Source organism: Micromonospora sp. R311 (genome assembly GCF_056780015.1).
On the sequence record NZ_JBSWCE010000032.1, the window covers coordinates 1 to 22,172 of the forward strand.

At 73.6% G+C, this 22,172-nt stretch carries 19 protein-coding genes; 12 read left to right on the forward strand and 7 right to left on the reverse strand.

The annotated features are described in order from the left end of the window. The 3 genes from AC1WTP_RS25020 to AC1WTP_RS25030 form a co-directional block, all read left to right on the forward strand. A partial coding sequence (locus AC1WTP_RS25020; protein WP_481651711.1) for a DUF998 domain-containing protein occupies positions 1-355 on the forward strand: 355 nt, incomplete at its 5' end. A 144-nt stretch (positions 356-499) separates the two neighbouring features. Further along, entirely contained in the window at positions 500-1,144 is a 645-nt protein-coding gene (locus AC1WTP_RS25025; protein ID WP_481651712.1) for a hypothetical protein, read from the forward strand. A gap of 174 nt (positions 1,145-1,318) precedes the next feature. After that, positions 1,319-2,215, forward strand: coding sequence for a hypothetical protein (locus AC1WTP_RS25030; protein WP_481651713.1), 897 nt, complete (start codon positions 1,319-1,321; stop codon positions 2,213-2,215). Positions 2,216-2,315: 100 nt separating this feature from the next. On the opposite strand, the gene AC1WTP_RS25035 is transcribed toward AC1WTP_RS25030, so the two are convergent. From AC1WTP_RS25035 to AC1WTP_RS25050, 4 genes are all read right to left on the reverse strand, one after another. Further along, on the reverse strand, positions 2,316-3,260 hold the full coding sequence (locus tag AC1WTP_RS25035; RefSeq protein ID WP_481651714.1) for an ABC transporter substrate-binding protein: 945 nt from the start codon (positions 3,258-3,260) through the stop codon (positions 2,316-2,318). Further along, on the reverse strand, positions 3,260-4,132 hold the full coding sequence (locus AC1WTP_RS25040) for an ABC transporter ATP-binding protein (protein ID WP_481651715.1): 873 nt from the start codon (positions 4,130-4,132) through the stop codon (positions 3,260-3,262). The genes AC1WTP_RS25035 and AC1WTP_RS25040 overlap by 1 nt, the downstream gene beginning before the upstream one ends. 74 nt (positions 4,133-4,206) lie before the next feature. After that, the gene (locus AC1WTP_RS25045) at positions 4,207-5,313 is read right to left on the reverse strand and encodes a FecCD family ABC transporter permease (protein WP_481651716.1); all 1,107 of its coding nucleotides are present in this window, start codon (positions 5,311-5,313) and stop codon (positions 4,207-4,209) included. Next, positions 5,310-6,356, reverse strand: coding sequence for a FecCD family ABC transporter permease (locus AC1WTP_RS25050; RefSeq protein ID WP_481651717.1), 1,047 nt, complete (start codon positions 6,354-6,356; stop codon positions 5,310-5,312). Before AC1WTP_RS25050 ends, AC1WTP_RS25045 begins: the two co-directional genes overlap by 4 nt. A 152-nt stretch (positions 6,357-6,508) precedes the next feature. Between AC1WTP_RS25050 and AC1WTP_RS25055 the strand changes: the two genes are divergently transcribed. Then, positions 6,509-6,868 carry a YciI family protein gene (locus tag AC1WTP_RS25055; protein WP_481651718.1) on the forward strand — a complete coding sequence of 120 codons (360 nt, stop codon included), beginning with the start codon at positions 6,509-6,511 and terminating at the stop codon, positions 6,866-6,868. Between the two features lie 47 nt (positions 6,869-6,915). Here the strand turns inward: AC1WTP_RS25055 and AC1WTP_RS25060 are convergent, their stop codons facing one another. Then, entirely contained in the window at positions 6,916-7,356 is a 441-nt protein-coding gene (locus AC1WTP_RS25060; RefSeq protein WP_481651719.1) for a cytidine deaminase family protein, read from the reverse strand. A 110-nt stretch (positions 7,357-7,466) separates the two neighbouring features. On the opposite strand from AC1WTP_RS25060, the gene hrpA reads away from it, so the two are divergent. Further along, complete coding sequence (gene hrpA / locus AC1WTP_RS25065; RefSeq protein ID WP_481651720.1) at positions 7,467-11,522, forward strand: ATP-dependent RNA helicase HrpA; 4,056 nt, start codon at positions 7,467-7,469, stop codon at positions 11,520-11,522. Here hrpA and AC1WTP_RS25070 read toward each other — a convergent pair. Further along, entirely contained in the window at positions 11,519-12,448 is a 930-nt protein-coding gene (locus AC1WTP_RS25070; protein ID WP_481651721.1) for a LysR family transcriptional regulator, read from the reverse strand. The genes hrpA and AC1WTP_RS25070 overlap by 4 nt on opposite strands. A 35-nt stretch (positions 12,449-12,483) precedes the next feature. Between AC1WTP_RS25070 and AC1WTP_RS25075 the strand changes: the two genes are divergently transcribed. The 7 genes from AC1WTP_RS25075 to AC1WTP_RS25105 all read left to right on the forward strand — a co-directional run bounded on the left by AC1WTP_RS25075 (position 12,484) and on the right by AC1WTP_RS25105 (position 20,582). After that, entirely contained in the window at positions 12,484-13,215 is a 732-nt protein-coding gene (locus tag AC1WTP_RS25075) for a succinate dehydrogenase cytochrome b subunit (protein WP_481651722.1), read from the forward strand. A gap of 1 nt (position 13,216) precedes the next feature. Then, a complete protein-coding gene (locus tag AC1WTP_RS25080; protein WP_481651723.1) occupies positions 13,217-15,154 on the forward strand; it encodes a fumarate reductase/succinate dehydrogenase flavoprotein subunit in 1,938 nt (645 codons plus the stop codon). Beyond that, positions 15,151-15,915 (forward strand): succinate dehydrogenase/fumarate reductase iron-sulfur subunit, encoded by a 765-nt coding sequence (locus tag AC1WTP_RS25085; RefSeq protein ID WP_481651724.1) that lies wholly within the window; start codon positions 15,151-15,153, stop codon positions 15,913-15,915. The genes AC1WTP_RS25080 and AC1WTP_RS25085 overlap by 4 nt, the downstream gene beginning before the upstream one ends. Positions 15,916-16,098: 183 nt before the next feature. Continuing rightward, positions 16,099-17,283 carry a zinc-dependent alcohol dehydrogenase gene (locus AC1WTP_RS25090; protein ID WP_481651725.1) on the forward strand — a complete coding sequence of 395 codons (1,185 nt, stop codon included), beginning with the start codon at positions 16,099-16,101 and terminating at the stop codon, positions 17,281-17,283. Continuing rightward, positions 17,280-18,224 (forward strand): SDR family NAD(P)-dependent oxidoreductase, encoded by a 945-nt coding sequence (locus AC1WTP_RS25095; RefSeq protein ID WP_481651726.1) that lies wholly within the window; start codon positions 17,280-17,282, stop codon positions 18,222-18,224. Before AC1WTP_RS25090 ends, AC1WTP_RS25095 begins: the two co-directional genes overlap by 4 nt. Before the next feature lie 93 nt (positions 18,225-18,317). Beyond that, a complete protein-coding gene (locus tag AC1WTP_RS25100; RefSeq protein WP_481651727.1) occupies positions 18,318-19,337 on the forward strand; it encodes a serine hydrolase in 1,020 nt (339 codons plus the stop codon). Positions 19,338-19,436: 99 nt separating this feature from the next. After that, positions 19,437-20,582 carry an MBL fold metallo-hydrolase gene (locus AC1WTP_RS25105; RefSeq protein ID WP_481651728.1) on the forward strand — a complete coding sequence of 382 codons (1,146 nt, stop codon included), beginning with the start codon at positions 19,437-19,439 and terminating at the stop codon, positions 20,580-20,582. Between the two features lie 36 nt (positions 20,583-20,618). On the opposite strand, the gene AC1WTP_RS25110 is transcribed toward AC1WTP_RS25105, so the two are convergent. After that, on the reverse strand, positions 20,619-22,130 hold the full coding sequence (locus AC1WTP_RS25110; protein ID WP_481651729.1) for a deoxyguanosinetriphosphate triphosphohydrolase family protein: 1,512 nt from the start codon (positions 22,128-22,130) through the stop codon (positions 20,619-20,621). Between the last annotated feature and the right edge of the window lie 42 nt (positions 22,131-22,172).

Below are 22,172 nucleotides of genomic sequence, written 5' to 3' on the forward strand. Positions count from 1 at the left end.
TACACGCGATGACCCACCCGGTCACCGCACCCCTGAAAACCAGCTAACCAACTCTCCATCAAACCCGGGGCTTGACACCCTGTTCGCGTTCCCGGCGCTGGCGGCCGCCTGCTTCGTCTTCACCCGGAGATTCACCGGGCGGGGCGAGCGCGGGTGGGCGGTCTATTCCGCCCTCACCGGCCTCGCCTTCCTGGCCGGAGACGTCCTCGCCAGCGCCGGCTTCAGTCAGACCACCGGCCTGGTCGACCTCGCCGGGCTGTACCAGCGCGGCACCGTCATCATCGGGCTGCTCTGGCTCACCCTGCTCGCCCTGCACCTGGCCCGCCAGCTCTCCCGCACCCAACGCCGGGGGTGAGCACCGGCACGGCGAACGACCGGCTCCGGTGGCTCCGGCCACCGCGAGGTGACCGGCCGGCGGCGGCCAACTTTCCCTGGGCGATGTCAGACCCGTCGATTAGAATGTGTGTACTAATCGAGTTCCTGACCTGGGAGGACGACCGTGACTGCGCCCGCCTCCGCCCCCCTCACGCCCTACGCCACGCTCCTCGGCTTCACCCGCTACGTCGACCGCACCGGCCCGACCAAGGCCACCTTCGTCGGCGGCCTGCGCAAGCAACGGGCCAGCCGTTCCGGGTTCAACCCGCACGGCCAGTTCGTCAAGGCACTCAAGGCCGACATCGCCTTCCACACCGGCGGCACCCACCTCGACCAGGTGGTCGACACGGTCAAGCCCCGCTGGCGCCCGCTCTACCAGGCACTGGTGCCCGGCGCCACCGCCTGGCTGCACTCGCTGGGCGAGCCCACCGCCGTCGACCTGGCCCAGACCCGCGACGCGCTCGCCATGCTCGGCGACCTGCCCGTCAAGATCAACCCTCACTTCGGCGTACGGCACGCCGACGGCCGGGCCGAGGCCGTCCGGCTGCACTTCGACGAGACCCCGCCGAGCGAGGAAGCCGTGCTCGCCACCCTGCACCTGATGGCCCGACACATGGACCAGATCCTCCCGCACGCCGAGCCGGTCCTGGTCGACGTACGGCGCGGCCAGGCCCACCGGATGCCCGACGGCACCAAGCCCGACCAGGTCGAACGCTGGCTGGCCGGCGAAGCCGCCGCCTTCCGCGCCATCTGGTCCACCGCCGCCTGACCCCACCCCTCCCCCGACGACCAAGATCCGCGCAACCGCCCGTCAACTGCGACCTCCGCCACACCGGGGAGGCGGCATCGTCGGGGAGGTTGCGCGGATCTTGCCGTCGGCGTGCGGCAGCAGGGTTATCCACAGGGTCTGCGCGACGGCACAGGCGTGGGCCAGGGTGGCAGCATGCCCGTTCCGCCGCGACGCCCGAGCCATCTGCAAGGACGTGTCTTCCGGGGCTCCGACGTGGTGGCCCGGGGGCTGCTGACCCGATCCGAACTGCGCAGCAGGGCGTGGCGGCCGCTGTTCCGGGACGTCTACGCCGACGCCCGGCTGGCGATTTCCCACCGGACACGCTGCCGGGCAGCGGCGCGATGGGTGTTGCCACCGGGTGCCGTGATCGCCGGACGGAGTGCGGCAGCCCTCTACGGGATCGGATCGGTGGCCACCACCCAGCCACTCGACGTGCTGGTGCCCGTTGGACAGCGTTTCGGGCCCGTCGCCGGCCTCGCTGTGCACACCGCGGAGGTGGCACCCGACGCCGACGTACAGCTTCGTGCCGGGATTCCGGTGACCACACCCTTGCGCACCTGCTGGGATCTGGCGCAGTGGCTCACGGTCGAGGAGGCCGTGGCGCTCGTGGACGGGTTCGCCGGGCAGCGGTTGGTACGGGTCGACCAGTTGCGCGACCAGGCGCGGGGCCGCCTCGGTACGCGGGGCTGGAAGCGCGCGCTCCGGGTGGCGGAACTGACCGACGCCGGGGCCGAGTCGGTCCAGGAATCGCGACTGCGGGTCCGGCTGGTGTTGGCGGGCCTACCGAGGCCGGTCACCCAGTTCGTGGTCGAGCGGGACGGCCGGTTCGTCGCACGGCTCGACCTCGCCTGGCCGGAGTTCCGGGTCGCGGTCGAGTACGACGGCCTCTGGCATGACGATCCGGAGCAGTTCCACCGCGACCGGCGTCGCCTCAACCGCCTCCTCGGAGAGGACTGGATCGTGCTGCACGTGACCTCCAAGCGATTCCGCGACGATTTCGACGGCTTCCTGACCGAACTCCGCCACGCTCTCCGCACCCGCGCCCGCTGAAACGCCAAGATCCGCGCAACTTCAGGGGAAGTGCTGCCTCGACACGGTGTGAGGCAGCATCTTCGGTGAAGTTGCGCGGATCTTGGACAGCCGGGGTGGGTCAGGCGGCGAGGTGCTTCTGGAGGTCGTCGAGGATCTTGTTGGCGGCGCCGACGCCGATGCCGGTCATCCAGATCTCGTCGGAGACCACGTACGTCTTGCCGGCCTTGACCGCCGACAGGCCCTTCCAGAGGCTGCCCGCGGTGACCTTGGCCTGCTCGGCGGCGGCCTTCTCGCCGTACGCCGTCACGAAGATGACGTCACCGTCGACCTCGCTGACCCGCTCGGGGCTGACCAGGTCGAACCGCTTGTCCTCCTTGTTCGCCAGCTGCTGCCGCTCGGGGCGGCCCAGCCCGGTGTCGCCGATGACGATGCCGGAGAAGGAGTCCGGGCCGTAGACCCGGATGTTGCCCGGGACGAAGCGGACGATGGAGATCTTGCGGGTGGCGGCGTCGCCGAGCTTGGCGCCGAACTCCTTGGCCCGCGTCTCGTACGCGGCCAGCAGATCCTTGGCCTGCTGCTCCTTGCCGAGCGCCTTGCCGTCGAGGAGGAAGTTCTCCTTCCAGGTGATGCCGACCTTCTCCGTGAAGACGGTCGGCGCGATGGCGGCCAGCTCGTCGTAGAACTTCTCCTGGCGGAACTTGCTGCCCAGGATCAGGTCCGGGTTCAGCGCGTTGATCGCCTCCAGGTCGGGCTCGGTGAGCACCCCGACCTCCTTGATGCCGGCGAGCTTCTCCTCACCGAAGTAGGTCGGCCAGCTCTTCGCCTCGCCGGCGGTGGCGGCACCGACCGGCGTGACGCCGAGGGAGAGCGCCGTGTCGATCTTGTCGGTGTCGAGCACGACGACGCGCTTCGGCTCGGCCGGCACCTTGGTGGTGCCCATGGCGTGGGTGATCTCCCGGGTCTCCCCGGTGGCGGTGCCGGCGACCGGGTCGCTCTCACCGCAGGCGGTGAGCCCGACGCCGAGGAGGGCGGCCGCGGCGAGGGCGGCGACGAGACGACGCATCAGATTCCTTCCGAAGGGTACGAGCCGGCGAGAGCGTTCCCGCCGACGGTTGGCGCGGCGCCGGACGGCGCGGCACCGGAGAGGGTGGCCAGGGTCGGGCTGGTCAGCGCGGGCACCACCAGCGGCGCCCCGGTCACCGGGCAGGGCACGACCACGCAGTCGAGCCCGAAGACGTCGCGGACCAGGTCCGCGGTGAGGATCTGCCGCGGTGGCCCGGCGGCCACCACGGCGCCGGCCTTCATCGCGATCAGGTGGTCGGCGTACCGGGCGGCCTGGTTGAGGTCGTGCAGCACGGCCACCACGGTGCGGCCCCGCTCGACGCGCAGCCGGTGCAGCAGGTCCAGCACCTCCACCTGGTGGGCCAGGTCGAGGAAGGTGGTCGGCTCGTCGAGCAGCAGCGCCTCGGTGTCCTGGGCGAGCGTCATCGCGATCCACACCCGCTGCCGCTGGCCGCCGGAGAGGGTGTCCACCGGCCGGTCGGCCAGCCCGGCGACGTCGGCGAGGGCCATCGCCCGGTCCACCGCGGCGCCGTCCTGTTCCGACCACTGCCGCCACCAGCGCTGGTACGGCTGCCGGCCGCGGCCGACCAGGTCGGCGACCGTGACGCCCTCGGGCACCAGCGGGCTCTGCGGCAGCACGGCGAGCCGGCGGGCGACCTCGCGGGTGGGCAGCTCCCGGATGGCCGTGCCGTCGAGCAGCACCGCGCCGCGCCGGGGGGTGAGCAGCCGGGCCAGGGTGCGCAGCAGGGTGGACTTGCCGCAGGCGTTCGGGCCGACGATGACCGTGAACGCGTCGGCGGGCAGTTCCAGGTCCAGCCCGTCCAGCACGGTCCGCTCGTCGTAGCCGGCGACCAGGTCGCGGGTGGAGAGCATCGCGCCTCCTTCGAGGGGTCGGCGAACGGCGGCGTCGGCACGGGCCGGGTCGCGACGGCCGGGGACGGCGGGCGTCACGACGACCGCCGGCGGCCGCGGAGCAGCAGGAACATCAGGTACGGCCCGCCGATGGCGGCGGTGAGCACGCCGGCGGGCAGCTGGGTGGGGGCGAACAGCCGCCGGCCGGCCAGGTCGGCCAGCACCAGCAGCAGCGCGCCGAGCAGCGCGGCGCAGACCAGCGGCGGGCGTTCGGCGCGGACCAGCCGCCGGGCGAGTTGCGGGGCGACCAGGGCGACGAAGTCGACCGCGCCGACCTGGGCGGTGACCATCGCGGCGGCGAACACGCCGGTGACGGCGAGCCCGATCCGGCGGGCCACCGGGCGCAACCCGATCCCCCGGGCGGTGTCGTCGTCCAGGGCGGAGCTGTTCAACGCCCAACCGGCCCAGGCCAGCACCGGCAGCAGCGCCAGCAGGGTGAGCGCGATCCAGACGGTCTCCGTCCAGCCCTTGCCGGCGAGCGTGCCGATCAGCCAGATCTGCGCCCGCAGGCCGTCGATCGGGTCGGCGGTGAGCATGACCACCTCGGTGAGCGCCCGCAGCGCGAAGGCGACCGCCACCCCGGCGAGCACGAACCGCTGCGCGGCCAGTCCGTGCCGGGCGCCGAGGACGAGCAGCAGCAGCGCGGCGGCCAGCCCGCCGGCCAGTGCGGCGGGCGCCACCAGCACCGCGGCGGCGCCGGTGGTCAGCGCCACCGTGGCGGCCAGGCCGGCGCCCTGGGTGATGCCGATGACGTCGGGGCTGGCCAGCGGGTTGCGGGCCACGCTCTGGATCAGGGTGCCGGCGATGCCGAACGCCGCGCCGGCCACCGCGGCCAGCACCAGCCGGGGCAGCCGCAGTTCGAAGACCACCAGGTCGTACGGGGTGCCGGCGCCGGAGAGCGCGCGCAGCACGTCGGCCGGGGCGACGTACGGGGTGCCGAGGGAGAGGCTGAGCACCCCGGCGGCGAGCAGCAGCACGACCAGCGTGGCGGCGACCAGCACCGAGCGGCGGCGTACCTGCATGCTGACCGGGCCGACCTGCAGCAGCGAGCGCCCCGGCAGGGCGGCGACGCCGGAGCGGGCGCGGTCGGCCGGCGCGGCGGCGGCCGGGCCGGGGGTGGCGGGGCGGGCCGGGGCGGTCACGCCGTCACCACCTTGGCGCGGCGGACCAGGAAGGCCAGCAGCGGGGCGCCGATCAGCGCGGTGATGATGCCGGCCGGCACCTCCCCGGGCGGGGCGACGAGCCGGCCGACCACGTCGGCGCCGAGCAGCAGGGCCGGCCCGAGCAGCGCGGAGACCGCGAGGGTCCAGCGGTGGTCGGCGCCGACCAGGGCACGGGCCAGGTGCGGCACGGCGAGCCCGACGAACGCGATCGGCCCGGCGGCGGCGACCGCCGCCCCGGTGAGCAGCACCGCGGCGGCGCCGCCGCCGAGGCGGACCAGCCCGATCCGGTGCCCGAGCCCCCGGGCGACGTCGTCGCCGAGGGCGAGCGCGTCGAGGCCGCGGGCGACCAGGGCGGCCAGCGCGAGCCCGGCGAGCACGAACGGCAGCACCTGGACGGCCACCGTGAGGTCGCGGCCGGTCAGCCCGCCGACCACCCAGAACCGGTACTCCTCGAAGGTGCGGGCGTCGATGCTGAGCAGCGCGTACACCACGGAGGCGAGACTGGCGTCGAGGGCCGCGCCGACCAGCGCGAGGGTGACCGGGCTGGCGCCCTCGCGGGCGCGGCTGGCGACCGCGAAGACCAGCAGTCCGGCCAGCAGCGCGCCGCCGATGCCGAACCAGACGTACCCGGCGAGGGTGCCGACGCCGAAGACGGAGATGGCCAGCACCACGCCGGTCGAGGCGCCGGCGCTGATGCCGAGGATCCGCGGCTCGGCCAGCGGGTTGCGAGTGAGGGCCTGGAAGAGCACCCCGGCGACGGCCAGCGCGAGCCCGACGGCGAGGCCCAGGGCGGTACGCGGCATGCGCAGTTCCCGGACGATGGTGCTGGCCTCGCCGCCGTCCGGGGCGACCAGCGCGTGCCAGACCTGGTCGACCGCGAGCGGCCGGCTGCCCAGCGCGAAGCTGGCCAGCACGGCGAGCAGCAGCGCCAGCGCGGCGGCGACGGTGACCGCCACCCGGCGGCCGCCACGACCGCCGGTCCGGCTGCCGGCCGGTGCCGGTCGGGTGGCGAGGGTGGTCACGGATCTCCTGCACGTTCACGCTTAGGTTCGCCTTACCTTAGCCGACCGACTTAGCCGGACCTAACTCGCGGCCGTCGATCCGACCCCCGCCGAGCAGGGCGGACAGCGCCGGTTCGGGGCGCGGACGGCCCGCTCCGCCCTAGGGTGTGGGCATGCGATTCGACCAGCACACGGTCGTGCTCCTGGTCCGCCCGCCGGACGCCCCGGACCTGCCGCTGGAGGCGGCCGACCGGTTGCAGGACGCGCACCTGGCCCACCAGGCGGGGCTGGTGGAGCAGGGGCTCGTCCTCGCCGCCGGGCCGTTCGTGGACGCCGACGACGACCGGCTGCGCGGTTTCGTCGTCCTCTCGGTCAGCCCCGGGGAGGCCCGCGAGCTGTATCACAACGACCCGGCGGTGCGGGCCGGGCGGCTGGCCGTACAGGTGATGAGCTGGATGGTGCCGGAGGGCAACCTGCGGTTCGAGAGCGTGCCGGTGCCCCGGTCGATGCTGGAGGCCGCCGCCGGCGACTGAGCGTCGCGCGGGCCGGCACCGGCGGTCGCCGGCCGGGCTCCGGGCGGTCAGTCGCCGGCGCGCGGCGGCGGCACCGCCTCGACCGCCCCGTCGAGCTGGTGGTCGGCCCAGACGTACGTCTCCGGCAGCAGCTCGCCGATCGGCACCACCCGCAGCGCGTCCGCCGGCCCCACGATCACCCGGAGCCGCGGGAAGTAGTCCCGCAGCACCTGCCGGCAGCGCCCGCACGGCGGGATCACCCCGCGGCCCCGGTCGCCCACCGCGACGATGGTCTCCAGCTCGGTCACGCCCTGGGTGGCCGCCGCGCCGATCGCCACCACCTCGGCGCACGGGCCGCCGGTGAAGTGGTAGACGTTCACGCCGGTGAAGACCCGGCCGTCGGCGGAGCGGGCGGCGGCGGCCACGGTGTGGTTCTCGCTGCGGCAGCGCAGCTTGGCCACCGCCGTGGCGGCCTGCACCAGCGCCCGGTCGGTGTCGCGCATCGTCATCCGGTCCCCCCGCGTCGATCGGCGGTCAACTCTAAACCCGGCGGCCCGCCGGCGGCGCCGCCGTAACCCAGGGGCGGTCCCGCGCCGGGCTGCCTATCCTTGGCCACGACATGCAGAATCCAGCCGCACCCGCCGCGACCGACGTTCGCGAGCTGCACCGCCGCCTGAATCCCCTGATGTTCCGTGACCAGCGCCGCCTCCAGCGGCGGCTGGACGGCGCGCGCAAGCTGCGGGACCCGCAGCGCCGGGAGGCGGCGCTCGCCGAGATCGCCACCGACGTGACGGCGGCGGAGCTGCGGCTGGAGTCGCGCCGGGCCGCGGTGCCGGTGATCACCTATCCGGCCGGGCTGCCGGTCAGCGAGCGCAAGGACGACATCGCCGCCGCGATCCGCGACCACCAGGTGGTGATCGTGGCCGGCGAGACCGGGTCGGGCAAGACCACCCAGCTGCCGAAGATCTGCCTGGAGCTGGGGCGCGGCGTGCACGGGCTGATCGGGCACACCCAGCCGCGCCGGCTGGCCGCCCGGACGGTGGCGGACCGGATCGCCGAGGAGCTCGGCACCGAGCTGGGCGACGTGGTCGGCTACAAGGTGCGCTTCACCGACCAGGTGAGCGACCGCAGCCTGGTCAAGCTGATGACCGACGGCATCCTGCTCGCCGAGCTGCAGACCGACCGGATGCTGCGCCAGTACGACACGCTGATCATCGACGAGGCGCACGAGCGCAGCCTCAACATCGACTTCATCCTCGGCTACCTGAGGCAGCTGCTGCCGCGCCGTCCCGACCTGAAGGTGATCATCACCTCGGCGACCATCGAGACCGAGCGCTTCGCCCGGCACTTCGCCGGGCCGGCGACCGCGGACGAGCCGGCGGGCGTACCGGCGCCGGTGGTGGAGGTCTCCGGGCGGACCTACCCGGTGGAGGTCCGCTACCGGCCGCTGGTCGAGGTCGCCGAGGCCGAGGACGACGGGGAGGACGAGGAGAACGTCCGGGACCAGATCCAGGCGATCGGCGACGCCGTCGAGGAGCTGGCCGCCGAGGGGCCCGGGGACGTCCTGGTCTTCCTCAGCGGGGAGCGCGAGATCCGGGACACCGCGGACGCGCTGGGCAGGCTGGTGGAGAAGAAGCCGGCGCTGCGCGGCACGGAGATCCTGCCGCTGTACGCCCGGCTCTCCACCGCCGAGCAGCACCGGGTCTTCGCCCCGCACGCCGGCCGCCGGGTGGTGCTGGCCACCAACGTGGCGGAGACCTCGCTGACCGTGCCCGGCATCAAGTACGTGGTGGACCCGGGCACCGCCCGGATCTCCCGCTACAGCAGCCGGCTCAAGGTGCAGCGGCTGCCGATCGAGCCGATCTCCCAGGCGTCGGCCAACCAGCGCAAGGGTCGCTGCGGCCGCACCTCGGACGGCATCTGCATCCGCCTCTACGACGAGCAGGGCTTCCTCTCCCGGCCGGAGTTCACCGACCCGGAGATCCTGCGCACCAACCTGGCCTCGGTCATCCTCCAGATGACCGCGATCGGGCTGGGCGACATCGCCGCCTTCCCGTTCATCGACCCGCCGGACCGGCGCAACATCACCGACGGCGTCAACCTGCTGCACGAGCTGGGCGCGCTGGACGTCACCGAGACCGACCCGGCGAAGCGGCTCACCCCGCTGGGCCGGCGGCTGGCCCAGCTCCCGGTCGACCCGCGGCTGGCCCGGATGGTGCTCGAGGGCGAGCGCAACGGCTGCGCCACCGAGGTGATGGTGATCGCCGCCGCGCTGTCGATCCAGGACCCGCGGGAGCGGCCGGCCGACCGGCAGGCCCAGGCCGACCAGGCGCACGCCCGGTTCACCGACCGGGAGTCGGACTTCGTGTCGCTGCTCAACCTCTGGCGGCACCTGCGCGAGCAGCAGCGCGCCCTCTCCTCCGGCGCGTTCCGCCGGATGTGCAAGGCCGAGTTCCTCAACTACCTGCGGGTCCGCGAGTGGCAGGACATCGTCAGCCAGCTGCGCCAGGTGGGACGTACGCCCGAGGCCGGCGACGGGCGGCGGGGCCGGCGCGGCGGCGCGGAGGCCACGCCCGACGGCGGCGGGCGGCGCGGTGCCGGCGCGGACCTGCCGGAGGAGATCGACACCCCGAAGGTGCACCAGTCGCTGCTGGCCGGCCTGCTCTCCCACGTCGGGCTGAAGGACGCCCAGAAGAACGAGTACCTGGGCGCCCGGGGGGCGAAGTTCGCGCTCTTCCCCGGTTCGGCGCTGTTCCGCAAGCCGCCGCGCTGGGTGATGGCCGCCGAGCTGGTGGAGACCTCCCGGCTCTGGGGCCGGGTGGCCGGCCGGATCGAGCCGGAGTGGGTCGAGCCGCTCGCCCAGCACCTGGTCAAGCGCAGCTACAGCGAGCCGCACTGGGAGAAGAAGCAGGCCGCGGTGATGGCCTACGAGAAGGTGACCCTCTACGGCGTCCCGCTGGTCACCTCCCGCAAGGTCAACTTCGGGCGGATCGACCCGGCGCTGAGCCGCGAGCTGTTCATCCGGCACGCGCTGGTCGAGGGCGACTGGTCCACCCACCACCAGTTCTGGCGCGACAACCAGCGGCTGCTGACCGAGATCGAGGAGCTGGAGCACCGGGCCCGGCGGCGGGACATCCTGGTCGACGACGAAACGATCTTCCACTTCTACGACGAGCGGATCCCGGCCGACGTGGTCTCCGGGCGGCACTTCGACACCTGGTGGAAGAAGACCCGGCGGGAGCGGCCGGACCTGCTCACCTTCACCCGCGCGCTGCTGGTCAACGCCGGCCGGGGCGGGGTGGACGAGGCCGACTATCCCGACGAGTGGTCCGCCGACGGGGTGAGCCTGCCGCTGACCTACCGGTTCGAGCCGGGCACCCCGACCGACGGGGTGACCGTGGACATCCCGCTGCCGCTGCTCAACCAGGTGCCGGCGGAGAGCTTCGACTGGCAGGTCCCCGGGCTGCGCGAGGAACTGGTCGTCGCGCTGATCCGCTCGCTGCCCAAGGCGGTGCGCCGCAACTTCGTCCCGGTGCCCGACTTCGCCCGCGCGGCGCTGGCGGCGATGCCGGCCGGCGAGGAGCCGCTGCTCGACGCGCTGACCCGGCAGCTGCGCCGGATGACCGGGGTGACCGTGCCCCGGGACGCGTGGGACCCGGACAAGCTCCCGCCGCACCTGCGGGTCCGCTTCCGGGTGCTCGACGAGGAGAACCGGCCGGTCGCCGAGGGCAAGGACCTGCCGGCCCTGCAACGCCAGCTCAAGGCGGAGGTCCGCCAGGTGGTGGCCGCCGCCGCGCCGGACGTGGCCCGCACCGGGCTGCGCGAGTGGAGCATCGGCACCCTGCCGCGCACCATCGAGCAGGTGCGCGCCGGGTACGCGGTGACCGCGTACCCGGCGCTGGTCGACGAGGGCGCCACGGCCGGGGTGAAGGTGTTCGACTCGCCGGCCGAGCAGGAGGCCGCGCACTGGGCGGGCACCCGGCGGCTGCTGCGGCTGACCGTGCCGTCCCCGGCCAAGTTCCTCCAGGGGCGGCTGAGCAACGAGGCGAAGCTGGCGCTGAGCCGCAACCCGCACGGCGGCGTGCAGCAGCTCATCTCCGACGCCGCCGGGGCGGCGATCGACAAGCTGGTCGCCGACGCCGGCGGCCCGGCCTGGGACGCCGAGGGGTTCGCCGCGCTGCGCGAGAAGGTCCGCGCCGACCTGGTGGACACCGTGGTCGAGGTGATGGACCGGGTACGCCGGGTGCTCGCCGCCGGGTACGCGGTGGAGCAGCGGCTGGGCCGGACCCAGAACCTGGCCGTGGTGGCGGCGCTGGCCGACATCCGGGCCCAGCTCACCGGGCTGCTGCACGCCGGCTTCGTCACCGAGACCGGGTACGGCCGGCTGCCCGACCTGCTGCGCTACCTCACCGCGATCGAGCGGCGGCTGGACCGGCTGCCGGGCAACCCGCAGCGCGACAAGCAGCAGCAGGACCGGATCGCGGTGGTGCAGAAGGAGTACCAGGAGATGCTCGCCGCCCTCCCGCCGACGAAGCGGAACTCGGCGGCGGTACGGCAGATCCGCTGGATGATCGAGGAGTTGCGGGTGAACGTCTTCGCGCAGGCGCTGGGCACCCCGTACCCGGTGTCGGAGCAGCGGATCTACCGGGCGATGGACGAGGCCGAGGGGCGCTAGCGCGGCTCCACCCCGGGCGGCAGGTCGTCCTGGTCGATCGCGGTCTGCACGTAGTCGAGCAGGATCCGGCGCAGCTCCCGGCCGGCGTGGGTGGGCACCACGTCCCGGCGGCGGGCCACCGCGATGGTCCGGGTCACCCCCGGCGGCGCGAGCCGGGTGATCCGCACGCCCGGCCGGCGGGCGACCACGATGCCGGGCACCAGCGCGACGCCCAGCCCGGCCTCGACGAAGCTGAGCACGGCGTCCATCTCGCCACCGTCGACCGCGACGGTCGGCTCGAAGCCCGCCTCCCGGCACGCCTGCAGGGTGGCGTCGCGCAGGTCGTAGCCCTCGCGGAACATCACCATCGGCTGGTCGCGCAGGTCGGTGATCCGCAGCCGGCCGGTCCGCGCCGCGGCCGGCAACTCCTCCACCGAGGCCAGCACCAGGCTCTCCCGCAGGATCGGATCGGCGCGCAGGCCCGGATCGGTGCCCTGCGCCGGCATGATGATCAGCGCCAGGTCGAGGTCGCCGCGGAGCAGGTCGCGGACCAGGTCCTGCGAGCCACCCTCCTCCACCCGCAGGTCGACGGTGGGGTGCGCGTCGCGGAAGCGGCGCAGCACCGGCGGGGCGAGCGAGGTGGCCAGGCTCGGGGTGGCGCCGAGGCGCACCCGACCCCGGCGCAGGCCGACCAGCTCCTGCACCTCGCGGGTGGCGGTGTCGACGTCGGCGAGGATCCGCTTGGCCAACGGCAGCAGCACCTCGCCCGCCGTGGTGAGGGCGATGTTGCCCCTTACCCGTTCGAAGAGCGGGGCCCCGAGGTCGGTCTCCAGGGCGTGAATTTGCTTACTGAGCGACGGCTGGGTTATGCCGACGATGTCGGCGGCTTGGGTGAAATGTCGTACTTCTGCGACCGCCACGAAGTACTTGAGCTGATGGAGCTGCATCTACATAGTTTACGGCTATCAAGACTGCGAGTTCGATGCATTGGACGACTGATCAAACTGCTCCTAGCGTCGATCGGGTGGTAGTCACGAGAACGCGGTCGCCCATCCGTTCCAACGTCGGCCTCAAGGCCGTCATGGCGGTGACGGGCATCATCCTGGTGCTGTTCCTGATCCTGCACATGCTCGGCAACCTGAAGGTGTTCACGGGGGAGACCTCGTTCGACCACTACGCGCACTGGCTGCGCGACATCGGCAAGCCGCTGCTGCCGGGCGTCTGGTTCCTCTGGATCCAGCGCGGCGTGCTGACCGTCGCGGTCCTGGGGCACATCGCCGCCGCCACGGTGCTGGCCCGACGCTCCCGCGCCGCCCGCCCGGTCCGGTACGCGCACCGCGCGAAGGTCCAGGGCAGCTACGCCGCCCGCACCATGCGCTGGGGCGGAGTGATCATTCTGCTCTTCGTGATCTACCACCTGCTGGACCTGACCACAGGCCACCTCAACCCGGTCGGCGACCCGACCAAGCCGTACGCCAACGTCGTCGCCGACTTCGCGCCGGGGCGCTGGTACGTCACGCTCTTCTACACCCTGGCGATCGTCGCCCTCGGCTTCCACCTGCGGCACGGCGCGTTCAGCGCGTTCCGCAGCCTGGGGCAGCAGACCCCGAAGGGTGAGCGCCGGGCGCGCACCGCCGCGCTGGTGTTCGCGGTCGCCCTCTGCGCCGGCTTCCTGGTGGTCCCGTTCGCCGTACTCACCGGATTGGTGTCCTGACATGGATCTCTACACCGAGGGCGACCCGATCGCCGACACCAAGGCTCCCGACGGCCCGATCGAGACCCGCTGGGAACGCCGCCGCTTCGAGGCGAAGCTGGTCAACCCGGCCAACCGCCGGAAGATGACGGTGATCGTGGTCGGCACCGGCCTGGCCGGCGGCTCGGCCGCGGCCACCCTGGCCGAGCAGGGCTACCGGGTCAAGTCCTACTGCTACCAGGACAGCCCGCGCCGGGCCCACTCCATCGCCGCCCAGGGCGGCATCAACGCTGCCAAGAACTACCGCAACGACGGCGACTCGGTCCACCGGCTCTTCTACGACACCGTCAAGGGCGGCGACTTCCGCTCCCGGGAGTCGAACGTGCACCGGCTGGCGGAGGTCTCGGTCAACATCATCGACCAGTGCGTGGCCCAGGGCGTCCCGTTCGCCCGCGAGTACGGCGGCCTGCTGGACACCCGGTCCTTCGGCGGCGCCCAGGTGCAGCGCACCTTCTACGCCCGGGGCCAGACGGGCCAGCAGCTGCTGCTCGGCGCGTACCAGGCGCTGGAGCGCCAGATCGGCCTGGGCAACGTGGAGATGAACGCCCGGCACGAGATGCTGGAGCTGATCGTGGTCGACGGCAAGGCCCGGGGCATCGTGGTCCGGGACCTGGTCACCGGCGAGATCACATGCGAGTTCGCGGACGCGGTGGTGCTCGCCTCCGGCGGCTACGGCAACGTCTTCTACCTCTCCACCAACGCCAAGGGCTGCAACGTCACCGCCACCTGGCGGGCGCACCGCAAGGGCGCGTACTTCGCCAACCCCTGCTACACCCAGATCCACCCGACCTGCATCCCGGTCTCCGGCGACCACCAGTCGAAGCTGACCCTGATGAGCGAGTCGCTGCGCAACGACGGCCGGGTCTGGGTGCCGAAGGCCAAGGGCGACAACCGCAGCCCGAAGGACATCGGAGAGGACGAGCGGGACTACTACCTGGAGCGGATCTACCCCTCCTTCGGCAACCTGGTGCCCCGGGACATCGCCTCCCGCGCCGCCAAGGCCGTCTGCGACCAGGGTCGCGGCGTCGGCCCGGGCGGGCTCGGCGTCTACCTGGACTTCGCCGACGCCATCGAGCGGCTCGGCCGCAAGGCGATCGAGGCCAAGTACGGCAACCTCTTCGAGATGTACGAGCGGATCACCGGCGAGGACCCGTACGAGGTGCCGATGCGGATCTACCCCGCCGTGCACTACACGATGGGCGGCCTCTGGGTCGACTACGACCTCCAGTCGACCATCCCCGGCCTGTTCGTGATCGGCGAGGCGAACTTCTCCGACCACGGCGCGAACCGGCTCGGCGCCTCGGCGCTGATGCAGGGCCTCGCGGACGGCTACTTCGTGCTGCCGAACACCATCGCCAACTACCTGGCCGCCGGCCCGTTCGAGAAGGTCGACGCCAGCCACCCGGCGGCGGTCGAGGCGCGCCGCGACGTCGAGGACCGGATCCAGCGGCTGCTGGCGGTCAACGGCGACCGGACGGTGGACTCGTTCCACCGCGAGCTGGGCCAGATCATGTGGGAGCACTGCGGCATGGAGCGCAGTGACGCCGGGCTGCGCAAGGCGATCGCCGAGATCCGGGCGCTGCGCGAGCAGTTCTGGCAGCGGGTCCGGGTGCTCGGCGACGGCGAGGGGCTCAACCAGTCGCTGGAGAAGGCCGGCCGGGTGGCCGACTTCTTCGAGCTGGCCGAGCTCATGTGCATCGACGCGCTGCACCGGGAGGAGTCCTGCGGCGGCCACTTCCGGGCCGAGCACCAGACCTCCGACGGTGAGGCCCAGCGCGACGACGAACGCTTCTCGTACGTCGCGGCCTGGGAGTTCACCGCCACCGGCGAGCCCGCCGTGCTGCACAAGGAAGACCTGAAGTTCGAATACGTCCACCCCACGCAGCGGAGCTACAAGTGAACCTGACCCTGCGCATCTGGCGCCAGAAGGGCCCTGAGGACAAGGGTCGGATGGTGACCTACCAGGTCGACGACGTCTCCCCGGACATGTCGTTCCTGGAGATGCTCGACGTGCTCAACGAACGCCTGATCCTCGCGGGCGAGGACCCGGTGGCGTTCGACCACGACTGCCGCGAGGGCATCTGCGGCATGTGCGGCATGATGATCAACGGCAACGCGCACGGGCCGCAGCGCGGCACCACCGCCTGCCAGCTGCACATGCGGCAGTTCTCCGACGGCGACACGATCGACATCGAGCCGTGGCGGGCCCGGGCCTTCCCGGTCGTCAAGGACCTGGTCGTCGACCGGAACGCGTTCGACAAGATCATCGCAGCCGGCGGGTACATCACCGCGCCGACCGGCAGCGCGCCCGAGGCGCACTCGGTGCCGGTGGCCAAGGCCAATGCCGACGCCGCGTTCGAGTCGGCGGCCTGCATCGGCTGCGGCGCCTGCGTGGCGGCCTGCCCGAACGGCTCCGGCATGCTCTTCACCGCGGCCAAGGTCACCCAGCTATCGCTGCTGCCGCAGGGCCAGCCCGAGCGGTACACCCGGGTGATCGGCATGGTCGACGCGCACGACGAGGCCGGCTTCGGCGGCTGCACCAACGCCGGCGAGTGCACCGTGGTCTGCCCGAAGGGCATCCCGCTGAACACCATCGGCCGGCTGAACCGGGACTACCTGAAGGCCACCACCAAGCGGGGCGACAACGCCCCCGGCTCCTGACCGGGCCGCGGACGCCGACGGCGGGCCGCCACACCCCGGGTCCGGGGTGTGGCGGCCCGTCCGTTTCCGCCTCGCGGGTCCCGCCGGCAACCCGGGGCGCGCCGCCGCCCGGGCGGACGCCCGCCGGTTCAACCGCCCGTGCGCGGGTAGCAGGACCGGGACGGGCGGTGGAAGGGGCGCGGCATGAAGGCACTGACCTGGCAGGGCAAACGGGACGTACGGGTCGAGGAGGTGCCCGACCCGCGGATCGAGGAGCCCACGGACGCGGTCGTCCGGATCACCTCCACCGCCATCTGCGGCTCCGACCTGCACCTCTACGAGGTTCTCGGGCCGTACCTGAAGCCCGGTGACGTGCTCGGCCACGAGCCGATGGGCATCGTCGAGGAGGTCGGGCCCGGGGTGACCCGGCTCAAGCCGGGCGACCGGGTGGTGGTGCCGTTCAACATCGCCTGCGGCTCCTGCTGGATGTGCGACCGGCAGCTCTACGCGCACTGCGAGACCACCCAGGTCACCGCCGAGGGCAAGGGCGCCGCGCTGTTCGGCTACACCTCGCTCTACGGCTCGGTGCCCGGCGGACAGGCCGAGTACCTGCGGGTGCCGCAGGCCGAGTTCGGCCCGATCAAGGTGCCGGAGACCGGCCCCGACGAACGCTGGCTCTACCTCTCCGACATCCTCCCCACCGCCTGGCAGGCCGTGAAGTACGCCGACACCCCGCCCGGCGGCACCCTCGCCGTCTTCGGGCTGGGCCCGGTGGGGCAGTTCTGCGCCCGGATCGGGCGGCACCTCGGCGCCGACCGGGTGATCGGGCTGGACCTGGTGCCGGAGCGGCTGGAGATGGCCCGCCGGCACGGCGTCGAGGTGCTCGACGTCAGCGCGCTGGACGACGTGCCGGGCACGCTCATCGACCTGGTCGACGGGCGCGGCCCGGACGCGGTGATCGACGCGGTCGGCATGGAGGCGCACGGCGCGCCGGTCGGCAAGCTCGCCCAGACGGCCGCCGGGCTGCTGCCGGACAAACTCGCCCGGACGATGACCGACAAGGTCGGCGTCGACCGGCTGGTCGTGCTCAAGGCCGCGCTCAAGGCGGTCCGCCGCGGCGGCACCGTCTCCGTCTCCGGGGTGTACGGCGGCGAGGTCGACCCACTGCCGCTGATGGAGTTGTTCGACCGGGGCGTGCAGTTGCGGATGGGGCAGTGCCACGTACGCCGCTGGGTGGACGAGATCATGCCGCTGCTCACCGGCGACGACGACCCGCTGGGCGTGGCGGACCTGCGGACCCACCGGGTGCCGCTGGCCCGGGCGCCGCAGGCGTACGAGATGTTCCAGCGGAAGACGGACGGCTGCGTCAAGGTCGTGCTCGAACCGTGAGCCGGGTGGTGGTGGTCACCGGGGCCACCAGCGGGATCGGTCGGGCGGCGGCCCGGGCCTTCGCCGGGCGCGGGGACCGCCTGGTGCTCGCCGCCCGCTCCGCCGCCACCCTGGCCGAGGTACGCGCCGAGTGCGCGGCCGCCGGCGCGCAGGCGCTGGACGTGCCGACCGACGTCACGGCGCCCGGCGCGGTCGGCGCGCTCGCGGACGCCGCGCTGGACCGGTTCGGCCGCCTCGACGTCTGGGTGCACACCGCGGCGGTGATGGCGTACGGGCGGTTCGAGGAGACCCCCGAGCGGGTCTTCGAGCAGGTGGTGCGCACCGACCTGCTCGCCGCCGCGGCGGTGGCCCGGGTGGCGCTCACGCGCTTCCGGGCCGCCGGTGGTGGCACGCTGATCCTCACCGGTTCGGTCCTCGGGCACATCACCGCCCCCTACCTGAGCGGCTACGTGGCCAGCAAGTGGGGGTTGCAGGGGCTGACCCGGGTGCTGCAGCAGGAGGCCCGGGAGGCTCCGGGCGTCGCGGTCTGCCTGGTCAATCCGGGCAGTGTGGACACCCCGGTCTACCAGCGGGCCGCCAACCACCTGGGCCGCCTCGGCCGCCCGCCGCTGCCGGTCACCACCCCGGAGCGGGTCGCCCGGGCCATCCTGGACTGCGCCGAGCGGCCCCGCCGGGAGGTCTCCGTGGGCAAGGCCAACACGGTGATGCGGGTCGGCTTCACCGTGCTGCCCGGCCTCTACGACGTCCTGGTCGGACCGCTGATGCGGCTGGCCGCGCTGACCGACCGCCGGATCCCGCCGCACGACGGGGTGGTGTTCGCCCCCGACCCGTCCGGTACCGCGGTGCGCGGCGGCTGGCTGCCCGACCTCGGGCACCTGGCCCGCGCCGTCGGCGGCCTGCCCGGAGCGGTCGGCTCGGCGCTGCGGCGACGGCTGCCGTGAGCGGCCCGCCGGGATCACCGGCGTCGATCTCTTCGCCTAGGGTGGCCGGAGGAGACGATCCGGACCCGACGGGAGAGACGATTGGCGATCAGGGTGAACCGCAGGACCGCACTGGGCATCGGCACGGTGGCCACCGCCGGCACCGTGCTGGGAGGCGCCGTGCCCGCCGCCGCTGACCCCGGCCCGGGCCGGGCGGTCACCGACCTGTCCTCCCGCGCCGCCACCCGGCCCGACCTGGTGGTGCCGCTGGTGGCGGCGGCCTACCTGCGGGAGACGACGCTCGCCGGTGGCAACTGGCAGGCGTACCTCAGCCTGGCCACCGCCGACGGGCCGCTGGTGGCCGTGGTCGACTCGCCCGACCAGGTGCTCGAGGCGTACAGCGTCAACAAGATCGCCGTCGCGGTGGCGGTGCTGGACAAGGTCGACCGGGGGCTGCTCACGCTGGACCAGCGGGTGGACGTGACCGCCGCGATCGTGGTGCCCGGCGGTGACGGGATCTTCAGCCTCGACAACGCGTACCCCAGCTCGGTCACCCTCGGCCACGCCCTCGCGGCCCTGCTGACCGTCTCCGACGACACCGCGGTACGCCTCTGCGGCCTGGTCTGCCCGGCCGCCGAGCTGAACAGCATCCTGGTGGCCAAGGGCTTCCCGAAGACCCAGGTGCAGCCGGTGGCCAACCCGAACCGGTTCTTCCTCGGCACCAGCACGCCCCGCGAGACGCACGACCTGCTGCGGGCGCTGGTGGCCGGCACCCTGCTGTCGCCGGCCGGCACCGCGTTCCTGCTCAACCTGCTGCGCTCCCCCATCGCGTTCAACGACGGGATTCGGCGCACCACCTCGTCGGCCGAGCGGGCCCGGATCGCCACCAAGGCCGGCTGGTTCGCCGACGCCCGGCACGAGGCCGGCGTGATCTTCGACGCCGCCGGGGCGCCCCTGGTGACGTACGCGCTCTTCGCCGACGGGCAGGCCGACCCTGACAACTTCGGCGCCACCCACCCCGCGGTGGCGGCCCGGGCCCGGCTGGGCCGGCGGATCCTGGACCTGACGGGCGGGCTCACCGGCGCCGGTGTCACCCACCGGCTGGCGGCCCAGCGGCCGAGCAACGGCGGCTGAGCGGCCCGCGCCGCGCCCGCCGTGGCCGTCGGATTCGCCCGGCCACGGCGGTGCCGCGGTGGCTACCGTGTAGGGCGGGAGACGGCGGAGGGGACGACGATGCGGCGACCAGCGGGGCGATCGGAACTCGACCGGGCGTGGGGGCGCCGGCTGGGCGGCAGCGTGGGGCTGGCCGCGCTGGCCGGGCTGGCCTGGATCGCCCGGGACGTGCCGGCGGCGCTCGGCGGCCGGCTGACCGGTGCCCGGGCGGAGCGGGCGGCCCGCTCGCCGCAGTTCCGCGACGGCACCTTCCACAACCGGGCGAGCACCCGGACGATGGTCGCCGATCCCGGCCGGAACCTGCTCTGGGAGCTGGTCTTCGGCAAGCAGCAGCGGCGGCCCCGCTCGGCGGTGCCGCTGCTGCGGCCCGCCGACACGCCGGGCTCCGGCACCGAGCGGGAGCTGAACATCGTCTGGTACGGCCACGCCTCCGCGCTGATCGAGATCGAGGGCCGGCGGGTGCTGCTCGACCCGGTGTGGAGCGAACGGTGCTCGCCGTCGGCCCTGGTGGGCCCCCGCCGGCTGCACGAGCCGCCGGTACGCCTCGACGAGCTGCCGCGCGTCGACGCGATCCTGATCTCCCACGACCACTACGACCACCTGGACATGGCGACGGTGCGGGCGCTGTCGACGAGCCAGTCCGCGCCGTTCCTGGTGCCGCTCGGGGTCGGCGCCCACCTCGACCGGTGGGGCGTCCCGGCGGACCGGATCGTCGAACTGGACTGGTCGGAGACCCACCGGGTGGGCGGGCTGGAGGTCACCGCCACCGCGGCCCAGCACTTCTCCGGGCGAGGGCTGCGCCGCGACGGCACGCTCTGGAGCTCCTGGGTGGTCGCCGGGGCGCGGCGCCGGGTCTTCTACACCGGCGATTCCGGCTACTTCGACGGCTATGGCGAGATCGGCGCGGAGTACGGGCCGTTCGACGTGACCCTGATGCAGATCGGCGCGTACGACCGGGCCTGGCCGAGCATCCACATGTTCCCGGAGGAGGCGGTCACCGCCCACCTCGACCTGCGGGGCGGGCTGCTGATCCCGGTGCACTGGGCCACCTTCAACCTGGCCCTGCACGACTGGGCCGAGCCGGTGGACCGGCTCTGGGCCGAGGCCAAGGCGCGCGACGTGCGGCTGGCCGTACCGCGGCCGGGCGAGCGGGTGGTGGTGGACGACCCGCCGGCGGTGGACGGCTGGTGGCAGTCGGTCGCCTGAGCGGGTCGGGACGGGCGGCCGGTCCCCGGGCGCCGGTCAGAGCACGAAGGCGTCGGTCCAGAGCGCCCCGGAGCGGCCGGAGAGCGCGTCCAGCATGGCGACCGCCTGGTTGTCGGTGAGCTGCGCGACGAAGTCGACGATCGCCCGACCCCGGGCCCTGCCGATCCGGTCCGGGGTACGCGGATGCAGCTCCGCCTCGGCGAGCTCCACCAGGTCGTGCAGCCTGCGCGGCAGCCGGGACTCCTCCGCCGGGTCGAGCAGCCAGTCCAGCAGCGCCTCCACCAGCGTGCCCAGCAGCCGGGCCTGACCGCGCTGGTGCAGCGCCAGGTCGGGACGGGCCAGCACGAACCGGTGGTGGACGAACTTGAGCACCTGCACCTCGTGCCACTGCGCCGGGGCCAGCAGCACGTGCCCGGATCGCACCGAGGGCTGCTCGACCACGGTGATCGCGTCGACCAGCCGGGTGGTCCACCGCGCGGAGAAGCGGGCCACGTACTGCTCCGCCTCGATCGAGCCGTCGAACGGCACCGCGAGCAGCCCCTCGACCAGCTCCTCGCGGACGTGCTCGACCGCGGCGGCGAACGCCTCGTCGTCGGCCACCCAGGCGTCCTTGTGGTGCAGCTGCCGGCGCAGTCGTTCGATCGCCGCGCCGGGCCGGCGGGCCGCGCTGGCCAGCGCCGCGTCGGTGATGGCCCGGAAGTGCCCGCTCTCGCGCTGCCAGGCCATCAGCTCGGCGGCCACCGCGCCCTGCTGGAGCACCCCCACCCGGTAGAAGTCCTCCACGTCGTGGATGGCGTACGCGATGTCGTCGGCGGTGTCCATCACGGACGCCTCGACGGTCTGCTGCCAGTCCGCGATTCGGCCGACGAACGGCTCCCGCGCCTGGCGCAGGTCGTCCACCTCGGTGCGGTACGCGCCGAACTTCGAGGAGCCGCTGGCCGGGTCGTCCGGCGGCGGGGTGGCCCCGCGCGGCGGCGGGTCCATCAGCCGGGGGTGCGGGTCGGGGTGGTCGAGCCGGGTCCACGGGTACTTCAGCATCGCCGCCCGGACGGCCGCGGTGAGGTCCAGGCCGGTGGTCGCCGCGCCCCGGATCTCGGTGCTGGTGACGATCCGGTACGACTGGGCGTTGCCCTCGAAGCCGTCGGCCAGCCCCAGCCGGTGCCGGGCCAGCCGGTCCAGCACCCGCTCCCCCAGGTGCCCGAACGGCGGGTGGCCGAGGTCGTGCGCGAGCGCCGCCGCCTCCACCACGTCCGGGTCACAGCCACCGAGCTTCGCCAGCAGGTCACCGTGCTCGCCGTCCGCGGCGAGCCGCTCGGCGATCGCCCGGGCCACCTGGGCGACCTTGAGGCTGTGGGTGAGCCGGTTGTGCACCAGCAGGCCGCTGCCGACCGGGCTGATCACCTGGGTGACCCCGCCGAGGCGGGCGAAGAACGGCGAGCCGACGATCCGGTCCCGGTCCGCGCGGAACGGGCTCGCCGCCAGGTCGCCGAGGGCCCGGGCGCTGCCGCCGAAGAGCCGCCGGGCGCGCGGCTCCGCAGGTTGCTCCATGATCGCCACGCTAGCGCAGCCGAGCGCACGCCGACGACGGGT